The following is a 25875-nucleotide window of genomic DNA, read 5'->3' as shown; positions in this document are numbered from 1 at the left end:
TTCCCTCAAAAAATATCAATATGTAGAGGGTAATGAATATTTTATGCCTGGATGTAGTGGTTTTTACGCTAAATGCCGGTTCATTGATGTAGCACAGAAGAAGGAGGGATCGCGGAAGAAATTCCGCGGGGATTTGCCCGGAAGCGGGCGGCTTTTAGCCTTGCAGGCGGCTTCTTAAGGTCAAGGTCAAAGGCCATTTCATTCTGCCTGGCTGGCGGCTCTTAAGGTCAAGGTCAACGGCCATGTCGTTCTGCCTGGCTGGCGGCTCTTAAGGTCAAGGTCAAAGGCCATTTCGTTCTGCCTTGCAGGCAGGCCGCTTAAAGGCCAGGTCAACGGCCATGTCGTTCTGCCTTGCTGGCGGCTCTTAAGGTCAAGGTCAAAGGCCATTTCGTTCTGCCTGAAGGCAGGCCGCTTAAAGGCCAGGTCAACGGCCATGTCGTTCTGCCTTGCAGGCAGGCTGCTTAAAGGCCAGGTCAACGGCTATTTCGTTCTGCCTGGCAGGCAGGCTGTTTAAAGGCCAGGTCAAAGGCCATTTCGTTCTGCCTGAAGGCAGCCCGAGCAGGGCCGGCAGTCGCCCCGGCCCTGCACCCGCGCTATCCGGCAAACACAATCGCCCGCCAAAGGCGGGTTCCCTCAGCAAAAGCGTTTTCCTGACGGACCGGACGCGATTCGCTCCCGGCTCAGCGCGCCCTCTCGCCGCATCCCTGCGGCTCGCCCTGGAAAACGCTTTTCCCTCGGCGTTTGTGATGCCTCTAAAGGTCAAAACCCAGGTCAAAACCAAAGTAATTAAGAACAAAAGCTTAAATAAAAGGCAAAAACGCTTCAATTTTTTAGCTTCAGGTTTCAGATTTCAGATTTCAGGTTTTTGGGTTGTGGGTTGTGGGTTGTGGGTTGTGGGTTGTGAGTTGTGAGTTGTAGGTTGTGAGTTGTAGGTTGTGGGTTGTGGGTTGTGGGTTGTGGGTTGTGGGTTGTGGGTTGTGGGTTGTGGGTTGTGGGTTGTGGGTTGTGGGTTGTGGGTTGTGGGTTTGGGTTTGGGTTTGGGTTTGGGTTTGGGTTTTACTTTGAATTCCGGTCTTAGTCTTTTGGATTTTGACCTGGGGGTTGACCTTGAGGAGGCATCACCACCGCTGAGGAGGTGAACATTTTAGGATGTCCCGCCATGGATGGCGGGACAAGGGAGCGCTGAGCTTGGAGCGAATCGCGAGCGGTCCGTGAAGAAATGTGAACCGACGAAGGTACCCGCCTGCGGCGGGCGGTTGTGTTTGCCGGATAGCCGGGGTGCAGGGGCGGGGCGCATGCCGCCCCTGCTCGGGCGGCCCGAAGGGCAGAACGAAATGGCCGTTGACCTTAAAGACGTTGACCTTAAAGCCGCCAGCCAGGCAGAACGAAATGGCCGTTGACCTTAAGACCTTGACCTCAAGACCTTGACCTTAATAGCCGTCTGCAAGACAAAAGCCGCCCGCTTCCGGGCAAATCCCCCGTTTCCGGGCCTCCTCCCCATGTTAATCATTTGTTACGCTATTGTTTGCCTGCTAATGGTTCATAGTGATCGCCATCACATTAAATTCCGCGCCGCCACGCTAAAAGAGAAAAAAATAGCGATAAAGGAAGCAGTAATGAGCAATGCAATCAGTGCGCCGCGGCAGGGCGGTGCGCGCAAGATACTCAGCGTAACCAGCGGTAACTTTCTGGAAATGTACGACTTTATGGTATTTGGCTACTACGCCACCGCCATAGCAAAAACCTTCTTTCCCGGTGACGATCCCTTCGCGTCGTTGATGCTGACGCTGATGACTTTCGGCGCGGGTTTCCTGATGCGTCCGCTGGGCGCGATTATTCTGGGTGCCTACATCGACCATCATGGTCGTCGCAAAGGGCTGCTGCTGACGCTGGGATTGATGGCGATCGGCACGCTGACCATTGCGCTGGTGCCGGGCTACGCGACACTGGGCATGGCAGCGCCAATCCTTATTCTGTTGGGGCGTTTACTGCAGGGCTTCTCGGCAGGCGTGGAACTGGGGGGCGTCTCAGTCTATCTGGCGGAAGTGGCGCCAAAAGGGCGCAAAGGCTTCTACGTCAGCTGGCAGTCAGGCAGTCAACAGGTTGCGGTGATCTTCGCGGCGCTGTTGGGGCTGGCGCTGAATCATCTGCTGGCGAAAGAGGCGGTTACCGAATGGGGCTGGCGTATCCCGTTTGTGGTGGGCTGCATGATCGTGCCGTTCCTGTTCTGGATCCGTCGCATGATGGAAGAGACCGACGAGTTCAAACAGCGTAAACATCATCCGGCGATGCGCGACATCATGCGCTCCGTGGCCAGCAACTGGGCGCTGGTGCTGGCGGGTATGCTGATGGTGGTCACCACCACGGTCATGTTCTACATGATCACCGCTTTCACGCCGACCTTCGGTAAAACCGTGCTGATGATGAACGATAAACAGAGTTTTCTGGTCACGCTGTTTGTCGGCATTTCCAACCTGTTCTGGCTGCCGTTGATGGGCGCGCTTTCCGATCGCGTGGGTCGTCGTCCACTGCTGATCCTGTTTACTCTGTTGATGATCGTCACCGCCTGGCCAGTGCTGCACTGGCTGGTGGGATCGCCCTCCTTTAATCACCTGTTGGAAGCGGAGCTGTGGCTGTCGTTTCTTTATGCCAGCTACAACGGGGCGATGGTGGTCTATCTGGCGGAAATCATGCCGGCGGAAGTGCGCGCCTCGGGCTTTTCGCTGGCCTACAGCCTGGCAACCGCGCTGTTTGGCGGTTTTACGCCAGCTATCTCCAGCTACCTGATTCACGCCACCGGCGATAAAGCGATGCCCGGTGTCTGGCTAACCTTTGCCGCCGTGTGCGGCCTGATTGGCACACTCTGTATCGGCAAGCTGGTAAAACGGTATCGTTACGCGCATCAGGGAAAGCCCGCCGAAGCGCTCTGATTAAAACGCAATATCTACCACCACGCTGTCGCTGTAGTTGCCCGCAGGCGGCGTGTTCTGGTTAGTCAGCACCTGCGCGCGGTAGGCAAAGCCGCGCGTCAGGCCATCAGCACTGACTGACGCCGCGGCGCTGCTGGCCTGACGTTCGCTGCCGCTCGGCCCCCAGCGGTTGCTGCTGGTGCCTTTATAAATCTCATAGCTCAGCCGGTTAGCGTTGCTTGCCATGTTACGCACGCTGCCTGACGCATAATTGCCGTTGCTTAATCCCACCGTATAAACGCTGCCTTTGGTGCAGATGACGTTGATAGTTTGCGACACGCTGGGAAAGCTGCTCACCAGCGGCGCGCTGCCAAAGCTGATATTGGGCGCGGTGATGGTGGTGCAGTCGTTGGTGACGATCAGCGTGGTGGTCAACGGGATCACGCCGCTGCCAGTTTGCGGCGTCAGGCATAACCGGCCCACATTCAGGCTGGTGCAGATATTGTAAGTCACCGCCAGATTAAGCGTCACGGTATAGGTGCCCGCCGCCACCGTCTGGCCGGGCACGGTGCGCAGATAGAGCGGCAGGCTGAAGTTAAGCCCGCCGAGCAGGCCAATCAGGTTCAGCAGCTGCGCCTGATTGTAGGTGTAAGGTGTGCCGCCCACGCGCAGTTCACTGGTGCAGGCCGAATCGGTACAGAGCTGAAGCGGAATATTATCCGTGCCGGTATCACCGCTGCGTTTCAGCACGCCGCGCGTATTGGCGGTCACCGTGGCGCTGGTCAGCTGCAACGTAATGTTGTTATTGCCCAGCAGCGACAGCGTGGAGCCGGAGCCACAGTTAACGTTGGCGCTGCTGGAGGTAGTGCTGGCGGTGCTGTTCACCGCAAACGAGGTCAGCGAGCCGAAGCTGGCGGTGGCGGCGGGTAGCGTACAGGCGGCCTGTCCGGCAGTGGAAAACAGCAGCAGCACAAGCAGCAGCATTTTGATCATGGCAACAGTCCTGAGGTCGAATTAGCGGCATCGCTAACCGGCGCGGCGCCCGTGGGCAGATCCGGCAGCGAGCAGGTGAGCGGGCCATAGGTTTTCAGCGCCTGCGGCCGACCGCCAGGCAGCGTCAGTCGGGTATCGCACGTGCGGCCATCCGGCGTTTGCAGATGAATAAGATTGTCCGCCTGTAAATTCTCCATCCACACCAGACCATCCCAGCCGACATATTCCGCCGCCTGCCCGGCGCGCGTCACCACGCTGGAAACCGGCACCGGCTGCTGATGCTGATCCTGCACAATCACGCTGGCGGCGCGCAGCGGTTCCACCGGGAAATTCAGTAAAAAGCCACTCTGGCGCTTCACTGCAAAACGCTGCTGCACCCTGGGCGTGGTGACATCGGCGGGCAGGTCGAGCGTATCGAGATCGTACTTCGCCGGATACCAGCTGTTGATCGACGGCACCAGCAGATAACCCTCTTTGTCCGTGCGGCCCATCGGCTGATTCTCATAGCGCACCGTGACGTCGGGATAGCCAGTTTTCACCAGCACAAAAGCGTCGTTGACCTGATTGGCGGCGAACACCCGGTTATCCATCATCACCAGCGAGCCGCTGAAATCGGCCCACTGCGTGCTGCTGTCACCGTCGCCGTAGAAGCCGGCAGCGCTATCAAAGCGTTGGTCGCGCCAGCGCAGGCTACCCTGAGTGTAATCGCCGCCGCTGGCCTGATTGGCCCACGAGGCATCCCACGACAGCCCGCCGTCGCTGGGCATGGCACGTGAGACGTAAAGGCGTTGCGCGTTGTTGCCCTCGCGATCGCGTTCAAGACTCACTGCACTGCTGATCTCATTGCCAAACGGAATCACCAGCGAGACGGCGCCGCTCCAGCCTGACTGCTCGCGATCGTGGCTGGCGGAAACGTAAACACTGCTGTTGCCCCACAGGTTTTTGCTCCACGACAGGTTAAGCAGCCGGGTTTGCTGGCCATCGCCGCTGTCGATCTCAATGTAAGCCGCGCCGATACTGCCAAACTGATTCAGCGCCAGGCTGGCGTTGTACTGCGCGCTGCGGCGGCTCAGCGCGTAGAGAATGTTGCCGTCGCCGGTGTCGCCGCTGCGGTTGCCTACCAGCGCCAGATTGCCGAACTGCGCCGTGCGCACGGTATGCTGAGTGCCGATGCTGAAGCCGTCGCGATTGTACTGATAGCCCCAGTTGTATTGCGTACCCTGTTCTCCGGCCAGCTGGCTCTGCGCCAGCGCGCCGTTAACCACGCCAAACGCGCCCAGTTTGAACTGCGCGCCGCCGCCGCCCATCACCAGCGATTCCGTTGCCTCGGCGTGGGTCTCCAGCGTCAGCCAGTCGCTCACGCCGTAGCGATAAGAGCCGCTGGCGGCGGCGCTGCCGTAATCGAAGTTTTTCACGCCGTAGTTTTCCCGCTGCGCACCCGCCGAAAAAGAGAAATCGCTAAGGCCAGGCTTCAGCAGATCGCTGGTGACATAAAAGGGCAGCGTGGTGGTGATCTGGCGACCCACCGCATCGGTAGTGACAATCACCGCATCGCCCGCGCCGTTAACAAACGGCAGGTTGGTCAGCGACCAGGGGCCAGGTTGTACGTCGTTGCGGCTGGTGCGATAGCCGTTAACGAACAGATCGACGGTGGAGGGCACGGCCGCCTGACCGGCAAAGGCGGGCAGCGGATAGGTCACCAGATCGGGGCGCACGCTGAAGTCGCGGCCAAGGGATACGCCGCCCAGCCGTACGCTGCTGCTCCAGGCGAGGCTGTCGCTGATCAGATCGCCAACGCGCCAGCTCAGCGCGCGGTTCTCATCCTCGTTGGCCCAAAACGTGTCGTAGCGGATATAGCCATCCTCCTGCGCCGCACTGCTGCCGGACAGCGTCTGCTGATAAACACCGTTGCTGGAAAACTGTCCCGCCGGGCCAAACAGCCGCAGCTCACTGAGCAGCGCCAGCCGTGAACTGCCGCGTTCGACACGGCTGGCGTAGGCATCATAGTTCAGCAACAGACCATTGCTGACCTGGCCCGGATAACGTGGGCCGCGATCGTCACCGGTAAAGGTCTGCGCGGGCAGCCAGCCGGGTGGCACGGTGAGCAACAGCAGCTGGCGCTGGCTGTTGTATTCCGCCTGCACCTCGGGCAGCGTGGCGAGATCCACCTCGCCCGCTGGCAGCTTCTCCGCCGGAATCCCGGCGTTTTGCAAATCGCTGGCGCGCAGCAGATAGTGCCCGTTTTGGAAGGTCACCGGCACGATGTCGCCACGATCGCGCTGATTCACCACCAGACCGAGCATATATTGCTGCCGATCGCCCTGTGGTGCTGGCGACAGAGAAGGCGGTGGCGGCAGCGTCGAAAAGGTCTCTGCCGTGGCATCAACGGCGCACAGCGCAAGGAGCACGGCCCAGGCGCAACGGTGAAGCAGCATAGCTAGCGCGAGCCGCGGCTGCGCCAGCTGCTGTCATTCACCTGCGCCTGCAGCTCACTGCCGCTCGCCGCATTAACCGGAAAACGGTTGCTGGAGCGGGCCAGCACGTAGCCCAGCAGGCCGTCGGACAGCGTGCGACCATCCAGCTGCGCCTTGCTGATACGGGCGTGGCCGTTGCCACTATTGGCGATCTCAATAAAGCGTTTGCCCCCGTCGTTAACCAGCTGCCAGCTCAGCTGCGGCTTAACGCCGTCGGGCGTCAGGCCATTGCCGTAAACAAACAGCGGCACCGAATAACGCATCTGGAAGGTCAGTCCGGCCTGGTTCTCGCCGGGTTTCTGTGGCGTCGGGATCTCATCCAGCACCACGCGATAGGCGGCTTCGGTATTGGCGGACGGCGGCGTCTGTTTGATCAGGCGCACCAGCTGTTTCTGGCCGGGTTCGATGCGCACCAGCGGCGGGCTGGCCACTACCTGCTGCTGAGTTTGATACTGCTCCTGACCATTAATCTGCTGCCACTGAAAGATGCGCACCTGCATCAGCGTGGTGGCGTTACCGCGGTTCTCCAGCCAGAGTTCGCTGGCTTTATCCTCGCTGTGAATTTTCGGATCGATCGGCCAGATCATCACCGAGTTTGCCGCATGCAGCAGCGGCGCAGCCAGCACGGCCAGGGAGAGCGCAAGGGGACGAAGCCAGTTCATGATCGGTTCCTTTCTTTTCATTCGCCCGTTACCAGCTCAGGGTGACGGTCAGGGTATCGGTGTAGGTGCCAGCGCGCGTCGGTCCGGGTAGCTGCAGCTGGCCATAAATCGGCAACGTAATGTTATTAGCGTTGGCATAGCTCAGCGTGACGTTCTGATTCACCGGAATGGCCTGGGTGCGGCTGGCGTTGCTGAACAGCTGATAAGCGATGGTATTACTGAAATTAGCCAGCTTCAGGTTGCGCGAGGTGCCAAAATTGCTGCCGCCGTTGATGCTCATGTTCAGGCTGGTGCCGGGCGTGCAGGCCAGATTAATCGAGGTGCTCTGCACAAAGCTGGCGCTGACGTTCTGCCGCGACACGCCCGACTGGGTGCCAAAATCCAGCGTGCCGAACACGCCGGTATTGATGCCTGAAATTACACAGCCCGCCACCACCGACGCCGAGACCTGAAACGTCTGGGTCGGCAGCGCCTGCACCTGTCCAGCCATGAGCAGCAGGAGAGCAGGCGCAGCGAGTTGACGGTGCCACATCCCCGGCATCGTTGAATTCCGGCTACGCCGATCAGTAATTCACAGCAACGTTAATGGTATCGGTATAGGTGCCTGCCGGGACCGCCGAGCTGTTGTTGCCGCCGGTTACCCGGCCATAAATGGGGAAGTTCTGGCCCAACGTGGGGCTGGGCGTGCCCACCGCGACCAGATCGGTGTTATTGGCAACAGGGGTCGCACGCGCTGCGTCGTTATACAGCGTGTAGGCGATGCCCTGCGTAGGATCGGCACCTAACACCAGATAACGTGGCTGACCGGTGACCGTACCAAATACGGTGCCAGGCGCTTCGTTGCTGCTGGTAATACGCACGTTAAAGGGTTGATTGGTGGTGCACAGCACGTTAATGCCTGCGCCTTGCGAGCCCTGCAAGGTGGCATCGAGCGAGGTAAAGGTCGCGGCGCTGCTGCCGAAGTCTAAGGTGCCGAAGTTCACGCCGTTAGGGGCATTAGGCACACCGTTGATCACGCAGCCGGTGGTCAGCGTCAGCGTGGCGTTAAAGGAGCCGTTGGTGGTCGCCGCCATCGACAGAGGTGAAACAACGGTACTCAGGCCACAGGCCAGAAGAAAAAGCGTCTTTTTCATAATCATTCCTTACGAATTAAAAACAAGCTCTGCTTTTTCACCTGATGGGTAACGCATTAAATAAAATCTTAAATAACCGCTGCGCTCATCTCGTGACGCTAACTCGCTTATTTTGTAAGAAAGTTCCGAGATGTGACTAAATGTTTTTATATAAATTTTCCTAACTATAGAACAAGCGAACCCTTCGGGTAAATGGCAAAGGGTAATTTCTCTTAAGTATTGTGATGACTCCCTGTTTTATCAGCTTTTTTCTGTGACGCAGAGTGCTATGCGTAACGGCAGAACAGGCGTAACGTCGTGATAACGGACCGCTTTTCGGCATGCTGTTTTTTTTGACCTCGCAGAAAGTACCCCTGCGTAACAATATTTCACGGCTCGCTGAGGGCGTGCGGTAAATATTGCGTACCAGATGCCGATAACAGGCAGCATATTTAGGGCAACGTCACGATCGCGAGCTGCGGACAGGCATGATGGAAAGGAGTGGTACGATGCTGATGGTTAACTGGGATGGGATCCTGGTAACGGTGTCTCTGATCGTCGCGTTTATCGCCTCGTTCACCGCGCTTGATATTGCAGGCCGCATGGCAGCGGTACGTGGGCGTCGCGCGCTGCTCTGGTTGCCGGGTGGCGGCGCGGCGATGGGCATCGGCATCTGGGCGATGCACTTTATTGGCATGCTGGCGATGATGATGCCGCTGACCACCCGTTATGACATCCCCTTAACCCTCGGTTCACTGCTGCTGGCGATAGTCGGCTCCGCCACCGCGCTGTGGTTCGCCGCCAGCCGCGCCGTGCTGACCCTGCGACGCTGGCTGGCGGGCACGCTGACCCTCGGCGGTAGCATCATCGGTATGCACTATATCGGCATGCGTGCGCTGTTGATTTCGCCTGCGATTCGCTGGGATGCGCTGCTGGTGGCGGTCTCCTGCGTGGTGGCCATCGGCGCTTCCGGCCTGGCGCTGTGGCTCGCCTTTCACCTGCGAAGAAATCTGCGCGGCGTGTTGCTGCTGCGGCTCGGTGCGGCGCTGGTGATGGGCATTGCCGTCGCCGGTATGCACTACATCGGCATGGCCGCCGCCCATTTCTCCACACACAGCATGATCGATCATCAGGGATTCAGCGCGCAGGGCCTGGCGGTATGGGTCACCATCATCACGCTCTCTATTCTCGGCCTGACGCTGCTCGCCTCCATGCTGGATGCCCAGCTGCAGGCGGCAAAGCTGGCGTACCGGCTAACCCGCGCCAATCGTGAACTGAAGCAGCTGGCGATGCGGGATGGGCTGACCGGCCTGCCCAACCGCATCATGCTGGAACAGCAGCTCGATCGTAGCCTGCGGCGCGCCAGTCGGGAAGATCACCCGCTGGCGCTGATGTTCATGGATCTCGACGGCTTCAAGGCGGTCAACGACGCCTGGGGACACCATATTGGCGATCGGCTGCTGCGGGCGGTAGCGGAACGGCTGAATGATAACTTGCCGGAGACGGCGATGCTGGCGCGGCTGGGCGGCGATGAGTTTGTGGTGATGCTCAACGAGGCGAATCGCGCGCAGGCGGGGCAGGTGGCGGGCACGCTGGTGAAGGCGATCGACGCGCCGTTCGACCTGGCGCGCTACCAGCTGCGCGTCTCGCTGAGCGTGGGCATCGCGCTGTTCCCGGAGCATGGCAGAACGCGCAAAATCTTAATGCTCAACGCCGACGCGGCGATGTATCACACCAAGCAGAGTGGCCGCAACGGCTGGCACTTTTTTGAACCGGCGATGCACACTCTGACGCAGCATCAGCTACAGCTGGCCACCGATCTCTGGGCGGCGCTGGATCGTCAGGAGCTGCGGCTGTTTTATCAGCCGCAGTTCTCCACCGGCAATCAACAGCCGCTGGGCTTTGAAGCGCTGTTACGCTGGCAGCATCCGACGCGCGGCCTGCTGACGCCGGAGAAATTTCTCGCCCGCGCCGAGAAAACCGGGCTGATCGTCTCGATCGGTAACTGGGTAATCAACGAAGCGTGCCGCCAGCTGCGACAGTGGCACACCGGGGGGCATCCGGAATGGAGCGTGGCGGTAAACCTGTCGGCGCTGCAGTTTCAGCAGCACGATCTGCTGAATACGGTGCGCGATGCGCTGGCGCGCCATCAGCTGCCCGCCGGTTCGCTGACGCTGGAGATCGCCGAGTCGGTAACCATGCGCGATCCCGCCTTCAGTCAGCAGATTATCGCCGCGCTGGCCAGCCTCGGCGTGCGTATTGCCATCGATAATTTTGGTATCGGCTATGCTAACTTACTCCAGCTGAAACATCTGGCGGCCAGCGAGCTGAAAATCGATCGCAACTTTATCAACAGCCTGCGGGCGGACAGCGAAGATGCCACCGTAGTGCGCGCCATGCTCACGATGGCACACGGGCTGAATCTCGATATGGTGGCCGAAGGCGTGGAGACGGCGGAGCAGCAGCAGCTGCTAACCCGGCTCGGTTTTACCACCCTGCAGGGCTATCTGCTGGGCAAACCCTTGCCAGCAGAGCGCGTGGCGCAGGCGATCGCCAGCCCGCCGTGATCGCGCAGGCAACAGATTGACCTTTTGCAGTAATCGGTACGTTCAGGTGCGGATAGCCTAAGATGCCCGCGAGCGATGCCGATAATTCGAACATGACGATGCCCGTTTTTTCTACCTTATGCCGGTGCGCTGGCAGCTGACCTTTTGGAAACGCCTATGTTGGTTACCTCCTATGATGCAATGATGGTCATCATCTCCGTGATTGTGGCGATGCTGGCCTCGTTCACCGCGCTCGATATGGCGGGCCGCGTCGCCACCTCCAGCGGTAAAGCCGCGCTGGTCTGGCTGATCGGCGGCGGTTTTGCCATGGGCGTGGGCATCTGGGCGATGCACTTCATCGGCATGCTGTCGATGACGCTGCCAATGGTAATGAGCTATGACGCGTCGCTCACCGCCATTTCGATGCTGATCGCCATCGTGGCGTCCATTTTCGCGCTCTGGCTGGTTTGCTACGGCGAACTGCCAGCGCTGCGCCTGTGCGGCGGGGCGCTGGTGCTCGGCAGCGGCGTGGTGGCGATGCACTACACCGGCATGGCGGCGCTGATGTTTGTGCCCGGCATTATCTGGGACTGGCGCTGGATCGCGCTCTCGGTGGTGATCGCGCTGGTCGCCTCCGGCGCGGCGCTGTGGCTGGCATTTCATCTGCGCACCGGCAATGGCCGCCTGACGCTGATGCGTATTGGCGCATCGGTGTTAATGGGCTGCGCCATCGCGGGCATGCACTATACCGGCATGGCGGCGGCGAGCTTCCCGTCGCACAGCCACTCTACGCACATGGGCGTCAACGGCAACTGGCTGGCGCTGCTGGTGACGGTGGTCACCATCGCCATTCTTGGTATTACGCTGCTGGTTTCCATGCTCGACGCCCGTTTACAGGCGCGCACCTCGCTGCTGGCACGTTCGCTGGCAGAGGCCAACCGCGAACTGGCGCAGCTGGCGCTGCATGACAATTTGACCCGTTTGCCTAACCGGATTCTGCTGGAAGATCGTCTGGAACAGGCGATCAGCAAAGCCAGCCGCGAGAACAGCCAGTTTGCGCTGATGTTCATGGATCTTGACGGCTTCAAGGCGGTTAATGATGCCTTCGGGCACCATGTTGGCGATAACCTGCTGATTGCGGTAAGCGAACGCATGGCGCAGGAGGTCGAAGGGCACTTTACCCTCGCGCGCATGGGCGGCGACGAGTTCGTGCTGCTCACCGAAATCGACCATCCCAACGATGCGGCCACCATTGCCGATGGGCTGGTGAAAGCGATCGATCGGCCTTTTGCGGTCTCGCGTTACGAGCTGGTGGTGTCGCTGAGCATCGGCATTGCGGTGTTTCCTGGCGACGGCGCCGACGAGCGTGAGCTGATGTTTAACGCCGATGCCGCCATGTATCACACCAAAAACAACGGCCGCAACGGCTACAACTTCTTCCAGCCGTCGATGAACATTCAGGTGCAGAGCCAGCTACAGCTCAATAACGATCTCTGGCAGGCGCTGGAGCACAACGAGCTGCGTCTGTTCTATCAGCCAAAATATTGCGCGCCGTGCGGGCCGATTCTTGGCTTTGAGGCGCTGCTGCGCTGGCAGCATCCGGTGCGCGGCCTGCTGTCGCCGGACGTGTTTCTGCCGATCGCCGAAAAGACCGGCATGATCGTCAACATCGGCAGCTGGGTGATCAACGAAGCCTGTCGCCAGCTGCGTGAATGGCATGACAGCGGCCATCCAAGCTGGACGGTGGCGGTGAACCTGTCGGCGTTACAGTTCGAGCAGAATAACCTGGTGCAAACGGTCACCGCGGCGCTGAACCGGCACGGCATTCCGCCGGAGCAGCTGACGCTGGAAGTCACCGAAACCACCGCGATGCGCGATCCCGATGAGAGCGTGCGCATTCTTACCGAACTGACCACGCTGGGCGTCAAAGCCTCGATTGACGATTTCGGCACCGGCTATTCCAGCCTGCTCTATCTTAAGCGCCTGCCCGCCAGCGAGCTGAAAATCGACCGCGCTTTCGTCAATGAGCTGGAGAGCAAGCCGGAAGATGCCACCATTCTCTCTGCTATCGTGGCGCTGGCGCAGTCGCTGAACCTGAAAGTGGTGGCTGAAGGGGTGGAAACTGCCGAGCAGCAAGCCTTCCTGACCAGCCTCGGTTGCAACACCTTGCAAGGTTATCTGCTGGGTAAACCGCTGCCGCCGGATCGCATCGGCGAACTGCCCGATTACGTCGGCGAAGAGCAGGCCGCCGAGATGCAGGCGCAGCCGGAACTGGCCGCCAGCGCCTGATCCGCTAGCCGCTGCGCCTGAAAAAAAACCATTCTCCCGCAGCCCCCGATTGACGGGGGCATCGCCGTACTGGCGCTTCGCTTGCGCCTCTCCAGCATATTGACGACTGCCGCCTGCGCCACAACACTTTAGTTTTCTCATTGTTTGCGCAGAGGGCGCGGTTATGAAAAAAACGGTTGTGGTGGCGGGCGCAGTGGGCGTGATTGGACGCGGCGTGCTTAGCCATTTTGAACATCAGGACGTCGAGCTGGTGGCGATTTCCCGGCGCAAGCCAGACTTTGCCGGACGCGCCAGGCATTTGCCGGTGGATCTTACCGATCGTCAGTCGTGTGAAACCCTGCTGGCGCAGATCCCCGAGGCGACGCATCTGGTGTTTGCTGCCTATCAGGAAAAGCCGACGCCCGCCGAGCTGGTGGAGACCAATCTGCTGATGCTGAAAAATTTGGTGGAGGTGCTGGAAGCGCACGCGCCACAGTTTCAGCACATCACGCTGATGCAGGGCGGCAAAGCCTATGGCGCGCATATCGGCCCGTTCCCATCACCGGCGAAAGAGAGCGATCCGCGCCATATGCCGCCGAACTTCTATTACGATCAGGAAGATTTTCTGCGTGAACGATCCCAGGGAAAACCCTGGTCATGGACTGCGCTGCGCCCGGAAGCGGTGATCGGCATGGCGGTCGGCAACCCGATGAACCTGCTAATGGTGATTGCGATTTACGGCACCCTCGCCAAAGCGCTGGGCGTGCCAATGTCTTTTCCTGGCCCGCGCGCCGCATGGGATGCGCTCTATCAGGTAACCGACACGCGCATTCTGGCCAGCGCGGTGGAGTGGGCGGGGGAAACGCCATCCTGCCGCGGTGAGGTTTTTAACATCACCAACGGCGATTACTTCCGCTGGTCGCGCATCTGGCCGCGCATTGCCGCGTTTTTTGATGTGCCGGTGGGCGAGCCGTTTCCGCTGTCGCTACAGCAGATGATGGCCGATAAAGGGCCGCTGTGGCAGCAACTGACGCAGGAGCACGGCCTGCAGGAATACCCCTATGACCGCATCGTCTCCTGGCAGTTTGGCGACTTTATCCTCAAAACCACCTTCGACAACATCACCAGCACCATCAAGGCGCGCAAGCACGGCTTTGCCGACTGTATCGACAGCGAAGAGATGTTTATCGATCGGCTGACCGCGCTGCGTGAACAGCGGTTTATTCCGTAATGGAAATGCGAAGCGCAGAAGAGGGCGGTAAAACAAGGCGGTATAGAAAAAAGGAGCCTGCAGGCTCCTTGTTAACGTGGTGATAAGGTCCGGCAGGGAAACTGAACCTGCCGGAGTGAGCGTTAAATCAGCTCGGTTTTGATGCCCTGCTGGATCAGCACCTCCGCCTCTTCGCCGCTGTGGCTGAACACCTGATATTCCACGCCCGCCACGGTGACGGTGCCGTTCTGCGCAATCCAGTCGCCGGTGTCGGTGCCGTCCGGCAGCAGGTCATCAAGCTGCACGGTGTCGTTTTCGTCGCCGGTAATTAACAGCTGAGTTTTACCGTTTTCAATAAACAGGTTCTTCTCGCCTGAGGTCAGTAAATCATTCAGGTTAAGGGTTACCTGGTTATTTTCTTCACCGGTGAGATCGATCTGGCCTTTATTTATCGCATCGGTTTCTTTATTGACAGTGCTGTTAACGTTAATCCCTTTGATTTCGGTAGCTTCTTTAATTTGGTCTTGATCAGTTTCTTTATTATCTATTGAATAGATTTCATTATAGGTAATGTTGTCGACCAGTACTCCAGCTCCATCATCGGGCGTAAATATTTCTACTTTAGCTATTTCCGAATCATCACGAGCAGTGAATGTTATTTTTTCAAAAGTCTTGCTTCCATCTCTAGCTGATACTTTTCTTCCTATCTCTTTATTATCCTTGTCATAAAAAATTACTGTTGCTGTGCGGTTTTGAGCAAAATCAACTCCACCTAATGTCATTTCAAAATAACTAATTTCACTTTTGAAAGTGATGGTTGCTTTTCTTAATCCCGATCCCTTGGGACCAAGATGCAGACTTTTTCCTATCATGCCATAACTACCACTATAAGCATTAGTTACTCGAAATGTCGCTGAAGTATCAACAATAAACCCACCAAAATCATAACTTGTAAAAAGAGTGTCATCGTAGGACTCAAAGTCCTCTTTTTTGATGAGTGGCTGAAGATTAATATTATAAGTATCACCATTAGCGCTGTTTCCCGCCTTATCATAAGATTTTATGTAAAACGTATTCTTGCCAACGCTTAATCTGTCATTTCCGGTAAAATACCACTGGCCATTTACCGCAGTGGTACTGCCGATTGGTTGTTCGCTGCCTTCGAGATAGATATAAACTATGCTGTCTGATTCTGCGGTGCCGCGTAATACCGGTGTGGCATCGGTGGTATTTCCACCCTCTGAAATCAGCTGCTCGATATTACCCGAGTTATCATAAATACCACTAATAGTTGGCGGTGCCGTCGTGTTATCAAATATTACGGCTTGTTCTGCAACCTGGCTTTCGACACCGCTCACCGCGTTTTCTACTTTTGCCTGATATGCCCAGCTTGTGCTGTGCGCGCGTGTGTCTACCACACTCCATTGCAGGCCATCGACAACGGCTAACAACCATTCGTTGCCATTGTGTACCAGCACGCGTTCACCTTGTGCCAGCTCGCGACTCAGGGTGCCGCGGAGAGTGCGGTTGGCTGAGCCGTCGTTGGTAATAAAGTCATTGTCAGAGATGCCGCTGTCGGCGGTCATGCTGGTAATCTCCAGCGTCACGTCCGTGGGGTTGCCGGTGACCAGCTCGATCTCCCACGCCGGGGACTGCGGGCCGTCTGTGCCGCCGCTGCGAATGGCGCTGGTAAAGCTGTAACTTTTATCTTCTGTAAGCGCCGGCACCTCAAACTGCCACAGGCCGCCGGCGGCCACCGTCGAGCCCACCGGCACGCCGTCCTGATAAATCACCACCACGGCGCCGGTCGGCGCGCGGCCTTCGAGGCGCGGCGTGCGGTCGTCGGTGACGTCCGGGTTGCCCATGTAGCCGGTAATCGGGCCGGTGTCATCGTAGATATCGACGATTTGCGGCGCGGCCGGGTCGGCGGTGACCACCTCGAGTTCAAACAGGGCGTCGCCGGACGCCGCCGGGCTGTTGCCCGCGGTCAGCTGGTTGTGGCCGGCGCTCAGGCGCTCGGTCTCCAGCGTCCAGCGGCCGTCCGGGCCGGCATGGGCAGAGCCGATGCGTTCCCAGACGCCATTTTCCAGGCGGGTATGCACATACACCAGGCTGTTGGCCTCGGCGCGGCCAAACAATTGTGGCTTGTTGTCGTCGGTGAGCGCGCCGGAGCGCAGCTCGCCGGTGTAGGCGCCCTCGCTGTCCCAGCCGTGGGTGATGGTCACCTCAGCCTGCGCCTGGCCGCTGACCTCAAGCGCGAACTCGTCGCTCCAGCCGCCGGAGGCGGCCGCCGACACGCGGAACTCCCAGTTGCCTGCGCCCAGCTCCGGGGCGGTCCAGCTCCAGTCGCCTCCCGGGCGGGTGACGGCGCTGCCGCCGTTCACCCAGCTGCCGTTTTCGCTGCGGTACTGCACGCGCACGATACTGTCGGCCGGGGCGGTGCCCCGCAGTTCCGGGGTGGTGTCGCTGGTCAGCGCGCCGGAGCGCAGCTCGCCGACGTTCTCGCCGCTGTCGTCCCAGCCGTGGGTAATCAGCGCCTGGCCGCCGCTGCCGTTATCGCCGCCGTCTGCGCCAACCACGATGGTGAACGGCTCGGACTCCTCGCTTTCACGATCCTTTTTGGCAAAGGTGTCGCGGGTGACCAGCGTCAGGCTGTTTTCGCCCTCCTGCAGGTCGACGTTCGGCTCCAGCGTCCACTGCCCGGTGACCGGGTCGGCCACGGTGCTGCCGATCTCCTCGCCGTCGCGCATCAGCACCACGATGGCGCCCGGTTTGGCATCGCCGCTCAGAGTGGGACGACGATCGTCGGTGGTAGCGCCCGCATCAAAGCTGCCGGTTTTTCCGCCGACGTTGTCATAAAGATTGAACAGCGTTGGTGGCTCCGGCGGAGAGGTGGAAATCACCAGGTTATAGAGCTTTGGAATGCCGTCGTTGCCGGAGCTGTCGGTGGCGCGGATGGAGAGGCTGTAGGTGCCGTCATCCAGATCCTCAGGCCAGGTAAAGCTCCAGCTGCCGTCGGCCGGGTCGATCATTACGGTGTAGCTGTCTTCGCCGATGACGATTTCGACCTGGCCGCCTTTGCCGATCTCGCTTTCCAGAATGGCGGAGAATGTTGGCCGTTTGTCGTCGCGCTCCATAACCTTAACGCCAGGGTTAGCTAAAATATTCACGCAGTGTTCCTTTGAATGGTTGTGTTAATTCACCGGCTGAGACGCCGGTGCGGTGTATCATCAGCATGCTAATTTGTGGGTGAATGAGCGATGAGACCCGTCCCGAATGGCCGGAAAAGCGTGGGTACCCGGTCGGAAAAGCCGGTAAAAGGCGGGTTTGTGCGGCCGCGTGGAGTCGGCAATGGCAAAGCAGGCCCGCAGGCTTCCCTGTGATCCTTTCCGTTTACCAATAAAAAAGGGAGCCGGCAGGCTCCCTCAGGGGTGGTGTTAACAGCCGGCCTTAACAGCCGGACTGAGCGTTAAATCAGCTCGGTTTTGATGCCCTGCTGGATCAGCACCTCCGCCTCTTCGCCGCTGTGGGTGTAGACCTGATACTCGATGCCCGCCACGGTCACGGTGCCGTTCTGCGCAATCCAGTCGCCGGTGTCGGTGCCGTCCGGCAGCAGATCGTCGAGCTGCACGGTGTCGTTTTCGTCGCCGGTAATTAACAGCTGAGTTTTACCGTTTTCAATAAACAGGTTCTTCTCGCCGGAAGTCAGTAAATCATTCAGGTTAAGGGTGACCTGGTTATTTTCCTCGCCGGTGAGATCGATCTGGCCTTTATTTTCCTCGTCGGATTCTTTATTAACGAGCGTGTTTATATCGACTTCGTTATCACGGCTGTTTTCTTCGCCGGAGACAGTATTATCGGGACGAATAACATCTTCGCCCCATGATAATTTGTCAACAAAGGCATAGGCATCATTGCCTTGCGCTGTAATAGTCACATTCTGAATCTGGCGACCATCCTCGCTGATATAAGTTGAGGTAAACCACTCCTGGAACCCGGCATCTGCCGTATCCAACGTTTCCGCGTGTAACAGCTTTCCCTGCGTGTCATAAAATCGTACCGTCACCTTTGGCCGATATTGCGCCCTCATAGCGACGAAAGAAAGAGAAAATGCATCAGTTGCCGGAACGGTAAACTGCGTCACTGCGCCATACCATAATTGCATGGTTTTTTCGCCGAGTTGGCCTTTTGAATCATATGGGGCAGAATCTATAATGCTAAATCCAGTTGAGTTTTTATTAGGTAAAGTGCTAAGCACTTTTGCGCGCAGGCCATTGTCAAAATGGTAAGTGTTGCCTGCCGACACATTAAAATTTTTATAACCATCCCAGTTCTCCGTGCTGCTGTTGCCGGAGGCCGCAACCTTTATTTCCCATCCTGCTGACGGCACGCTTTCATTGCCGGCGGTGTCCTCTGCCACCACGCTGAAGTTATAGGTCTTGTCCCGCAGGGATGAACTCGGGGTCCACGTCCAGTCGCCGCTGTCGCTGGCATGCACCGATCCAATCGCCGTGGTGCCGTCGTAAATGGTCACCAGGCTGTCCGCCTCGGCCTTGCCGCTCAGCGTCGGCGTGCGGTCAACGGTGGTGGCACCGGCATCCAGATCCTTTCCACTGGCGGAGTCATAGATGCTGTCGATGGTGGCGCGGACGATGCTGTTGTCAAAGGTCACCGTCTGCTGTGCCCGCTCGCTGTTGCTGCCGGTCACCGCGTTTTCCACCCAGGCACGGTAATTCCAGCTGCCGCTGTGCGCATCCGGGTCGACCAGCGTCCAGTTAATGCCGTTCACTACCGCTTCCAGCGTCTGAATGCCGTTGCTGACCAGCACGCGCTCGCCCTGGCCCAGCGGACGGCTGAGGATCCCGCTGAGGGTGCGGCCGGCCGAGCCGTCGTTGGTGATAAAGTCGCTGGCGGAGGCACCGCTGTCGGCGGTCATGCTGAGGATTTCCAGCGTCACGTCCGTGGGGTTGCCGGTGATCAGCTCGATTTCCCACGCCGGGGACTGCGGGCCGTCGGTGCCGCCGCTGCGGATGGCGCTGGTGAAGCTGTAGGTGGCATCCTCGGTCAGCGCCGGCACCTCAAACTGCCACAGGCCGCCGGCGGCCACCGCCGAGCCCACCGGCACGCCGTCCTGATAAATCACCACCACGGCGCCGGTCGGCGCGCGGCCTTCGAGGCGCGGCGTGCGGTCGTCGGTGACGTCCGGGTTGCCCATGTAGCCGGTAATCGGGCCGGTGTTATCGTAGATATCCACAATCTGCGGCGCGGCCGGGTCGGCGGTGACCACCTCAAGGTTAAAAATGTCGCCGCCCTGGGCCGCCGGGCTGTTGCCCGCGGTCAGCTCATTTGAACCGGCGCTGAGGCGCTCGGTCTCCAGCGTCCAGCGGCCGTCCGGGCCGGCATGGGCGGAGCCGACGCGCTCCCATTCGCCGCCCGGCAGGCGGGCGTGCACATACACCAGGCTGTTGGCCTCGGCGCGGCCAAAAAGCTGTGGCTTGTTGTCGTCGGTGAGCGCGCCGGAGCGCAGCTCGCCGGTGTAGGCGCCCTCGCTGTCCCAGCCGTGGGTGATGGTCACCTCAGCTTGCGCCTGGCCGCTGACCTCAAGCGCGAACTCGTCGCTCCAGCCGCCGGAGGTGGCCGCCGACACGCGGAACTCCCAGCTGCCCGCGCCCAGCTCCGGCGCGGTCCAGTTCCAGTCGCCGCCCGGGCCGGCAACGGCGCTGCCGCCGTCCACCCAGCGGCCGTTTTCGGCACGATACTGCACGCGCACGATGCTCTCGGCCGGGGCGGTGCCCCGCAACTGCGGGGTGGTGTCGCTGGTCAGCGCGCCGGAGCTCAGCTCGCCGAAGTTCTCGCCGCTGTCGTCCCAGCCGTGGGTAATCAGCGCCTGGCCGCCGCTGCCGTTATCGCCGCCGTCTGCGCCAACCACGATGGTGAACGGCTCGGACTCCTCGCTTTCACGATCCTTTTTGGCAAAGGTGTCGCGGGTGACCAGCGTCAGGCTGTTTTCGCCGTCGGCAAGATCCTGGTTCGGCTCAAGGCTCCACAGGCCGGTCACGGCGTCGGCCACGGCGCTGCCGATCTCTTCGCCGTCGCGCATCAGCACCACGATGGCGCCCGGCTTGGCCAGGCCGCTCAGCGTCGGACGCAGGTCGTCGGTGGTCTCACCGGATTTGAAAAAGCCGGTCTTGTCGCCCTGATCGTCGTCAAGGGTGAACAGCGTTGGTGGCTCCGGCGGCGTGGTGGAAATCACCAGGTTATAGAGCTTTGGAATGCCGTCGTTGCCGGAGCTGTCGGTGGCGCGGATGGAGAGGCTGTAGGTGCCGTCATCCAGATCCTCAGGCCAGGTAAAGCTCCAGCTGCCGTCGGCCGGGTCGATCATTACCGTGTAGCTGTCGCCACCGATGACGATTTCGACCTGGCCGCCCTTGCCGATCTCGCTTTCCAGCTTAGCGGAGAATGTTGGCCGTTTGTCGTCGCGCTCCATAACCTTAACGCCCGGGTTAGCTAAAATATTCACGCAGTGTTCCTTTGAATGGTTGTGTTAATTCACCGGCTAAGACGCCGGTGCGGTGTATCATCAGCATGCTAATTTGTGGGTGAATGAGCGATGAGACCCGTCCCGAATGGCCGGAAAAACGTGGGGCCCGGGCGGGAAGGCCGGTAAAAGGCGGATTTGTGCGGCCGCGCGCAGTCGGCAATGGCAAAGCAGGCCCGCAGGTTTCCCTGTGACCCTTTACGTTTGCGGATAAAAAAGGGAGCCGGCAGGCTCCCTTAAGGGTGATGTTAACAGCCGGCCTTAACAGCCGGAGTGAGCGTTAAATCAATTCGGTTTTGATGCCCTGCTGGATCAGCACCTCCGCCTCTTCGCCGCTGTGGCTGAACACCTGGTATTCCACGCCCGCCACGGTCACGGTGCCGTTCTGCGCAATCCAGTCGCCGGTATCGGTGCCGTCCGGCAGCAGGTCATCAAGCTGCACGGTGTCACCTTCGTTGCCCTGCACCATAAACTGCAGTTTGCCGTCGTCAATAAACAGGTCGCGACCGCCGTGGTTAAGCACGTCAGCGACGTTCAGTTCCAGACGGTTATCACCGCTGCCGGTAATGTCGATCACTTCCACAGAATTAAGCTTGTCGGCAACATCGGATAACACCAGCGTCTGCTGCGCGCCGGTAATGACCAGGGTGTCCACGCCGTCGCCGCCGTTAATCACCTCCAGCTCGTCCACGTTTTTAATTGTGGTAGCGGCGCTGGCGTCAGCCATAATACTTGAGTTTTGATCAGAAGATTCCTCTTCTTTCTGGATGTCACGAGCTGACGGAACTGAGAATCTGAAATTGTTAAGCTCTAACAAATCTATCCCTTTACCACTAACATTACTCGTCGTAACGTCAATGCTGGCAATGCTTTCACCAGTTTTACTGGAATAGTTTATGCTTTGGTACGATTGAGTTCCTGAATAATTTTTTTGCTCAATTAGTGTGCCTGCAGAGTTATAATATCGAACAGTGTAGGCAGCCTGCACATCATTTACTGAAAATGCAATGGAACGGGATATACCGTGCAAAAATTCGAATTTCATTGATCCTGTGACTGCTATATTACTCCCTGTTATTGGGACTAAAGATTCATTTCTAAATCCGTTTGACACACTACCCCAATTGTGACCATACCTTAACGTTGTAAGCTTTATACCGGCTTGAGTATCAGTCTCACCAGCCGCCAGATCCCTTGACGTAAGAATTCCGAGATCATATTTATACCAATCCTGACGGTTTGGCTCATGTGTAATATTCCAGGCTTCTGACTGAGGCCCATCTGTACCGCCTTCGCGAACTCCGGCAGTAAAACTGTAGGTCTTAATTTCGTTAAGACCTGGCACGGTGAATTCCCAGCTGCCACCAGTTGCTACAACCGAGCCGATCGCCTCACCATCCTGATAGAGTATCACCAGTGATCCATCCGGCGCGGTACCCTTCAGCGTTGGTGAACTGTCGTCGGTTGTGTCGGGATTGCTCAGCTCGCCGGTCCAGGATCCGACGTTATCAATCACTTCAGTGATTATCGCCAGGCTTTCACCTTCCGTGACATTCAGGTGCCAGCTATTGCTGTAGCTGGTACCGTTCGCCGTTTTGGTGCGAAACACCCAATCGCCCAGCTCCAGCGGTTGCGGCGGGGTGAACGACCACTCGCCGCGGGCGTTGGCAATGACGCTGTGGCTGGTATCGTAAGGCTCGCCGGGTTTGCCGAACTCAATCATCACCACACTGTTGGCCTCGGCGATGCCGCGCAGCTCCGGCGTGGTGTCGTTGGTGGTGCGGCCATCCTGAATCAGGCCGGTGATATTACCCACGTCATCCCAGGCACCAGCAATAACCGGCGCGCGGGAGCCGGGGGCAATCAGGTCAAGCTGGAAGGTGTCGGCCTGCGGATCTGCCGTCTGGTTAGCACCGGCCTGGAAGTGCCAGCTACCGTAGTTGATAAGCGGCGTGGTGGTCAGGCTCCAGCTGCCGTCCGGTCCGGTGAGTACACTGCCCAGCGGTGACCAGGCGTCGTTGTCGGCAAGGTGGGCATGTATATAGACGATGCTGTTGGCCTCGGCACGGCCATGCAGGGTCGGCGTGTCGTCGTCGGTAGCGACGCCGTTTGCCAGTTCACCGGTATAAGGGCCTTTGTTATCTGAAGCGTGGGTGATCGCTATGGTGCTCTGCGCGCCAGCGCTGATTTCCAGCGCGAACTCGTCGGTCCAGCCAGCTTCGCCATGCACGCGAAACTCCCAGCTACCGTCTGGCAGCGCATCCGCTGGCGCCCAGCTCCAGCTGCCGTCAGCATTAACTGGCACGTTGCCTGCTTCAATCCAGTCGCCGTTGTCGCTGCGGTACTGCAGGCGCAGGGTGCTGCCCGCCGGGGCGGTGCCGTGCAGCTCCGGGCGGGTGTCGTCGGTGAGCGCGCCGGAGGCCAGCGGGCCGGTGTTAGCGCCAACGTTATCTTCTGCGCCGTCGATAAACACCAGGGCTGGGCCCGGGCCCGGCGTGGTGGCGTCCGGGCCAACCACAATGGTGAACGGCTCGGACTCCTCGCTTTCACGATCCTTTTTGGCAAAGGTATCGCGGGTGACCAGCGTCAGGCTGTTTTCGCCGTCGGCAAGATCCTGGTTCGGCTCAAGGCTCCACAGGCCGGTGATCGGGTCGGCCACGGCGCTGCCGATCTCCTCACCGTCGCGCATCAGTACCACGATGGAACCCGGTTTGGCCAGGCCGGTCAGTGTCGGACGACGGTCATCGGTAAGAACACCAGCGTCAAAGCTGCCGGTTTTGCCGCCAACATCGTCGTAAAGGTTAAGTAATTCCGGTGGCTCCGGCGGCGTGGTGGAGATTACCAGGTTATAGAGCTTTGGAATGCCGTCGTTGCCGGAGCTGTCGGTGGCGCGGATGGAGAGGCTGTAGGTGCCGTCATCCAGATCCTCAGGCCAGGTAAAGCTCCAGCTACCGTCGGCCGGGTCGATCATTACCGTGTATTTGTGTTCGCCGATGACGATTTCGACCTCGCCGCCTTTGCCGATCTCGCTTTCCAGCTTAGCGGAGAATGTTGGCCGTTTGTCGTCGCGCTCCATAACTTTAACGCCTGGTGTACTTAAAATATTCACGTAGTGATTCCTCTAAAAGTTTCGGGCTGATGGTGGGCTGATACGCCCGGTTTGTTAGTCATCAGCAGGTTAAGGATTAAAGCGCGGGCGCTGCGCCCGCGTCGGCTGGATGGTCGCCGTGCGGTTACGCCTGATCCAGTTCGCTGATGATGCCCTGCTGAATCAGCAGTTCAGTTTCACCACCCTGATGACTCCAGACGTCATACTGCGTGCCTGCAATGGTCACTTCACCCATCGACAGCCACTCCTGCGGCGTCAGGTTTTCCAGCTCCAGTACGTCACCTTCGTTGCCATCTACCTTGAACTGGCGCTTATCGTTGTCGATCCACAGTGATTTCTGGCCGTCAGCAACAATCTCTTCATAGGAGAGGCTGAACGTCTTTGCGCTTTTAATGGATTCGATCTCGAAATCAGGCGGCGGCAAGGTGTCGACTTCAAAATCCCAGCTCGCCAGGCTGCTGTTGTAGTCGCCGTGGCTGACGGCCAGGCTGTGATCGCCATCTTTCAGTTCCGGTGTGGTCACTTGCCAGTTACCGTCCTGACCCACCGTTACCGAGGTCAGCAGCACTTCGTTGTCATAGATGTACACGAGGCTATTTGCTTCGCCACGTCCGCTGAGCAGGAGTTCGTTGTCATTGGTTTCAGTGCCACTGGCTACGGTACCGACCTTTTGTATGACATCGTCATAGACATCCGTCATCAGCGGGGCCTGCGAGTCGGGCGCGATGATGTCCAGCGTGAAAGGCGTGCTCCAGGTGTTGCTGCTGGTTTTGGTCGCAAAGTCCCACTTGCCAGGTGCGAGAGCCGGATCGGGGGTCCACTGCCAGTTACTGCTGGCGTCTGCCTGTACCGTGGTGGAAAAGAAATCGTTGCCGTCGTTCCAGCGGATAATCACCGTAGCGTTAGCTTCAGCGCGCCCGCTCAGGGTTGGCGTGGCGTCATCGGTGATCGCACCGCTGAGCAGGGGACCGGTGTATTCACCAAAGTTATCTTCTGCCTGGCTGATTGCCGCTTTTAGCGCGTCACTGCCTGCGGTGGCAATGTCAAGTTTGAACGGCTGACTCCAGCTGCCACCCGCGTTGGCACGAAACTCCCAGTTGCCTGCTTCCAGCTCAGGTGCGGTCCAGCTCCACTCTCCGCTGGCGTTGGCTACTGCCGCGACGCCGTCGATCCACTCACCGTCGCCGTTGCGATACTGGATATTGATCGTGCTGTCCGCCTGCGCCGTGCCGTGCAGCTGTGGACGGGTGTCATCGGTGATGGCGCCAGAGCGCAATTCGCCGGTTGACGCGCCAACGTCATCCTCAGCATGGGTGATCAGCGCCACGCCGGGCGGCGTGTTGCCGAGATCCGGGCCGACAACCAGGTTAAAGGCATCGGACTCAACGCTGACGTTACCCAAAGCATCTTCCGCCGTGACATAGAATCCATGCTCGCCATCGGCTAGTTCGACCTCGATCTGCCACAGGCCGTTACCGTCGGCAATCGCACTGCCAATCACCTCATCCTGCGCGTTATAAAGTGTCACCAGGCTTTTTGGCTCAGCAAGGCCATTGAGTACCGGTGATTGATCGTCGGTGCGGCCGTCCGGGCCCACGATAGCGGTGTTGCTGCCGACATCGTCGGTGGTAAAAAGAATGCGTGGCTTAATGGGAGCAGTGGTATCGAGATTTAAGTTGAATACCGAGGTTACGCCAGGGTTTTTCGCGAAGTCGTCGAAGCGCATGCTGACGCTGTTTACGCCTTCTTTAAACAGGTCTTTTGGCGCCGACCAGATAATGGGGTTCTGGCCCGCAACAGGCACTTTAATCTCTACATTGTTGAAATAGACCCACAAAAACTCCAGATCGGTCTCTGTTGGCGTCAGGGTAATACTCCACTCATTAGTGCTCGTCCAATACTCAAGTGCATTATTGATCTGCATGGTCATGCTGTTTCCCTCAGAATGAAATTACGCTGCGAATCATTCGTAGCGTGCTAACCGGAATAGCCGGGTTTGCGCGATTCTGCTGGTTGCGGCAAATCATCGACAGAAGACCTGTCCCGAAACTGGA

At 58.8% G+C, this 25875-nt stretch carries 14 protein-coding genes; 4 read left to right on the top strand and 10 right to left on the bottom strand.

All coding sequences use genetic code 11. The features are described 5' to 3' along the window. Positions 1–198: 198 nt before the first annotated feature. Positions 199–435 carry a hypothetical protein gene (locus tag EM595_RS14855; RefSeq protein WP_067433743.1) on the bottom strand — a complete coding sequence of 79 codons (237 nt, stop codon included), beginning with the start codon at positions 433–435 and terminating at the stop codon, positions 199–201. Between the two features lie 1181 nt (positions 436–1616). Here EM595_RS14855 and tcuC point away from each other — a divergent pair. Beyond that, positions 1617–2930, top strand: coding sequence for an MFS transporter (gene tcuC / locus EM595_RS14845; RefSeq protein ID WP_067433737.1), 1314 nt, complete (start codon positions 1617–1619; stop codon positions 2928–2930). Here tcuC and EM595_RS14840 read toward each other — a convergent pair whose 3' ends face one another. From EM595_RS14840 to EM595_RS14820, 5 genes are read right to left on the bottom strand one after another with little or no spacing between them, the layout of a single operon-like run. Beyond that, positions 2931–3902 carry a Csu type fimbrial protein gene (locus EM595_RS14840; RefSeq protein ID WP_067433735.1) on the bottom strand — a complete coding sequence of 324 codons (972 nt, stop codon included), beginning with the start codon at positions 3900–3902 and terminating at the stop codon, positions 2931–2933. Beyond that, the gene (locus EM595_RS14835; RefSeq protein WP_067433732.1) at positions 3899–6337 is read right to left on the bottom strand and encodes a fimbria/pilus outer membrane usher protein; all 2439 of its coding nucleotides are present in this window, start codon (positions 6335–6337) and stop codon (positions 3899–3901) included. The genes EM595_RS14840 and EM595_RS14835 overlap by 4 nt, the downstream gene beginning before the upstream one ends. Before the next feature lie 2 nt (positions 6338–6339). Beyond that, a complete protein-coding gene (locus EM595_RS14830) occupies positions 6340–7038 on the bottom strand; it encodes a fimbrial biogenesis chaperone (protein WP_067433729.1) in 699 nt (232 codons plus the stop codon). A 28-nt stretch (positions 7039–7066) separates the two neighbouring features. Next, positions 7067–7570 (bottom strand): Csu type fimbrial protein, encoded by a 504-nt coding sequence (locus EM595_RS14825; protein ID WP_067435532.1) that lies wholly within the window; start codon positions 7568–7570, stop codon positions 7067–7069. A gap of 31 nt (positions 7571–7601) precedes the next feature. Then, positions 7602–8171, bottom strand: coding sequence for a Csu type fimbrial protein (locus tag EM595_RS14820; RefSeq protein WP_067433724.1), 570 nt, complete (start codon positions 8169–8171; stop codon positions 7602–7604). Between the two features lie 488 nt (positions 8172–8659). Between EM595_RS14820 and EM595_RS14815 the strand changes: the two genes are divergently transcribed. From EM595_RS14815 to EM595_RS14805, 3 genes are all read left to right on the top strand, one after another. Continuing rightward, the gene (locus EM595_RS14815) at positions 8660–10717 is read left to right on the top strand and encodes a putative bifunctional diguanylate cyclase/phosphodiesterase (protein ID WP_067433721.1); all 2058 of its coding nucleotides are present in this window, start codon (positions 8660–8662) and stop codon (positions 10715–10717) included. A gap of 156 nt (positions 10718–10873) precedes the next feature. Next, on the top strand, positions 10874–12985 hold the full coding sequence (locus tag EM595_RS14810) for a putative bifunctional diguanylate cyclase/phosphodiesterase (RefSeq protein ID WP_067433718.1): 2112 nt from the start codon (positions 10874–10876) through the stop codon (positions 12983–12985). Between the two features lie 163 nt (positions 12986–13148). After that, positions 13149–14195: an SDR family oxidoreductase gene (locus EM595_RS14805; protein WP_067433716.1), complete on the top strand. Its 1047-nt coding sequence runs from the start codon at positions 13149–13151 to the stop codon at positions 14193–14195. 122 nt (positions 14196–14317) lie between these two features. Here EM595_RS14805 and EM595_RS14800 read toward each other — a convergent pair whose 3' ends face one another. The 4 genes from EM595_RS14800 to EM595_RS14785 form a co-directional block, all read right to left on the bottom strand. Beyond that, a complete protein-coding gene (locus tag EM595_RS14800) occupies positions 14318–17344 on the bottom strand; it encodes an Ig-like domain-containing protein (protein WP_067433713.1) in 3027 nt (1008 codons plus the stop codon). A gap of 299 nt (positions 17345–17643) precedes the next feature. Next, positions 17644–20694, bottom strand: coding sequence for an Ig-like domain-containing protein (locus tag EM595_RS14795; RefSeq protein ID WP_067433710.1), 3051 nt, complete (start codon positions 20692–20694; stop codon positions 17644–17646). Between the two features lie 298 nt (positions 20695–20992). Further along, entirely contained in the window at positions 20993–23821 is a 2829-nt protein-coding gene (locus EM595_RS14790; RefSeq protein WP_157883896.1) for an Ig-like domain-containing protein, read from the bottom strand. A 124-nt stretch (positions 23822–23945) separates the two neighbouring features. Continuing rightward, entirely contained in the window at positions 23946–25751 is a 1806-nt protein-coding gene (locus EM595_RS14785; protein ID WP_067433704.1) for an Ig-like domain-containing protein, read from the bottom strand. Between the last annotated feature and the right edge of the window lie 124 nt (positions 25752–25875).

The organism is Duffyella gerundensis, assembly GCF_001517405.1.
Taxonomy (GTDB): domain Bacteria; phylum Pseudomonadota; class Gammaproteobacteria; order Enterobacterales; family Enterobacteriaceae; genus Duffyella; species Duffyella gerundensis.
The sequence above is the reverse complement of the archived record's forward strand: the minus strand, read 5'-3'. Positions and strand labels throughout refer to the sequence as shown.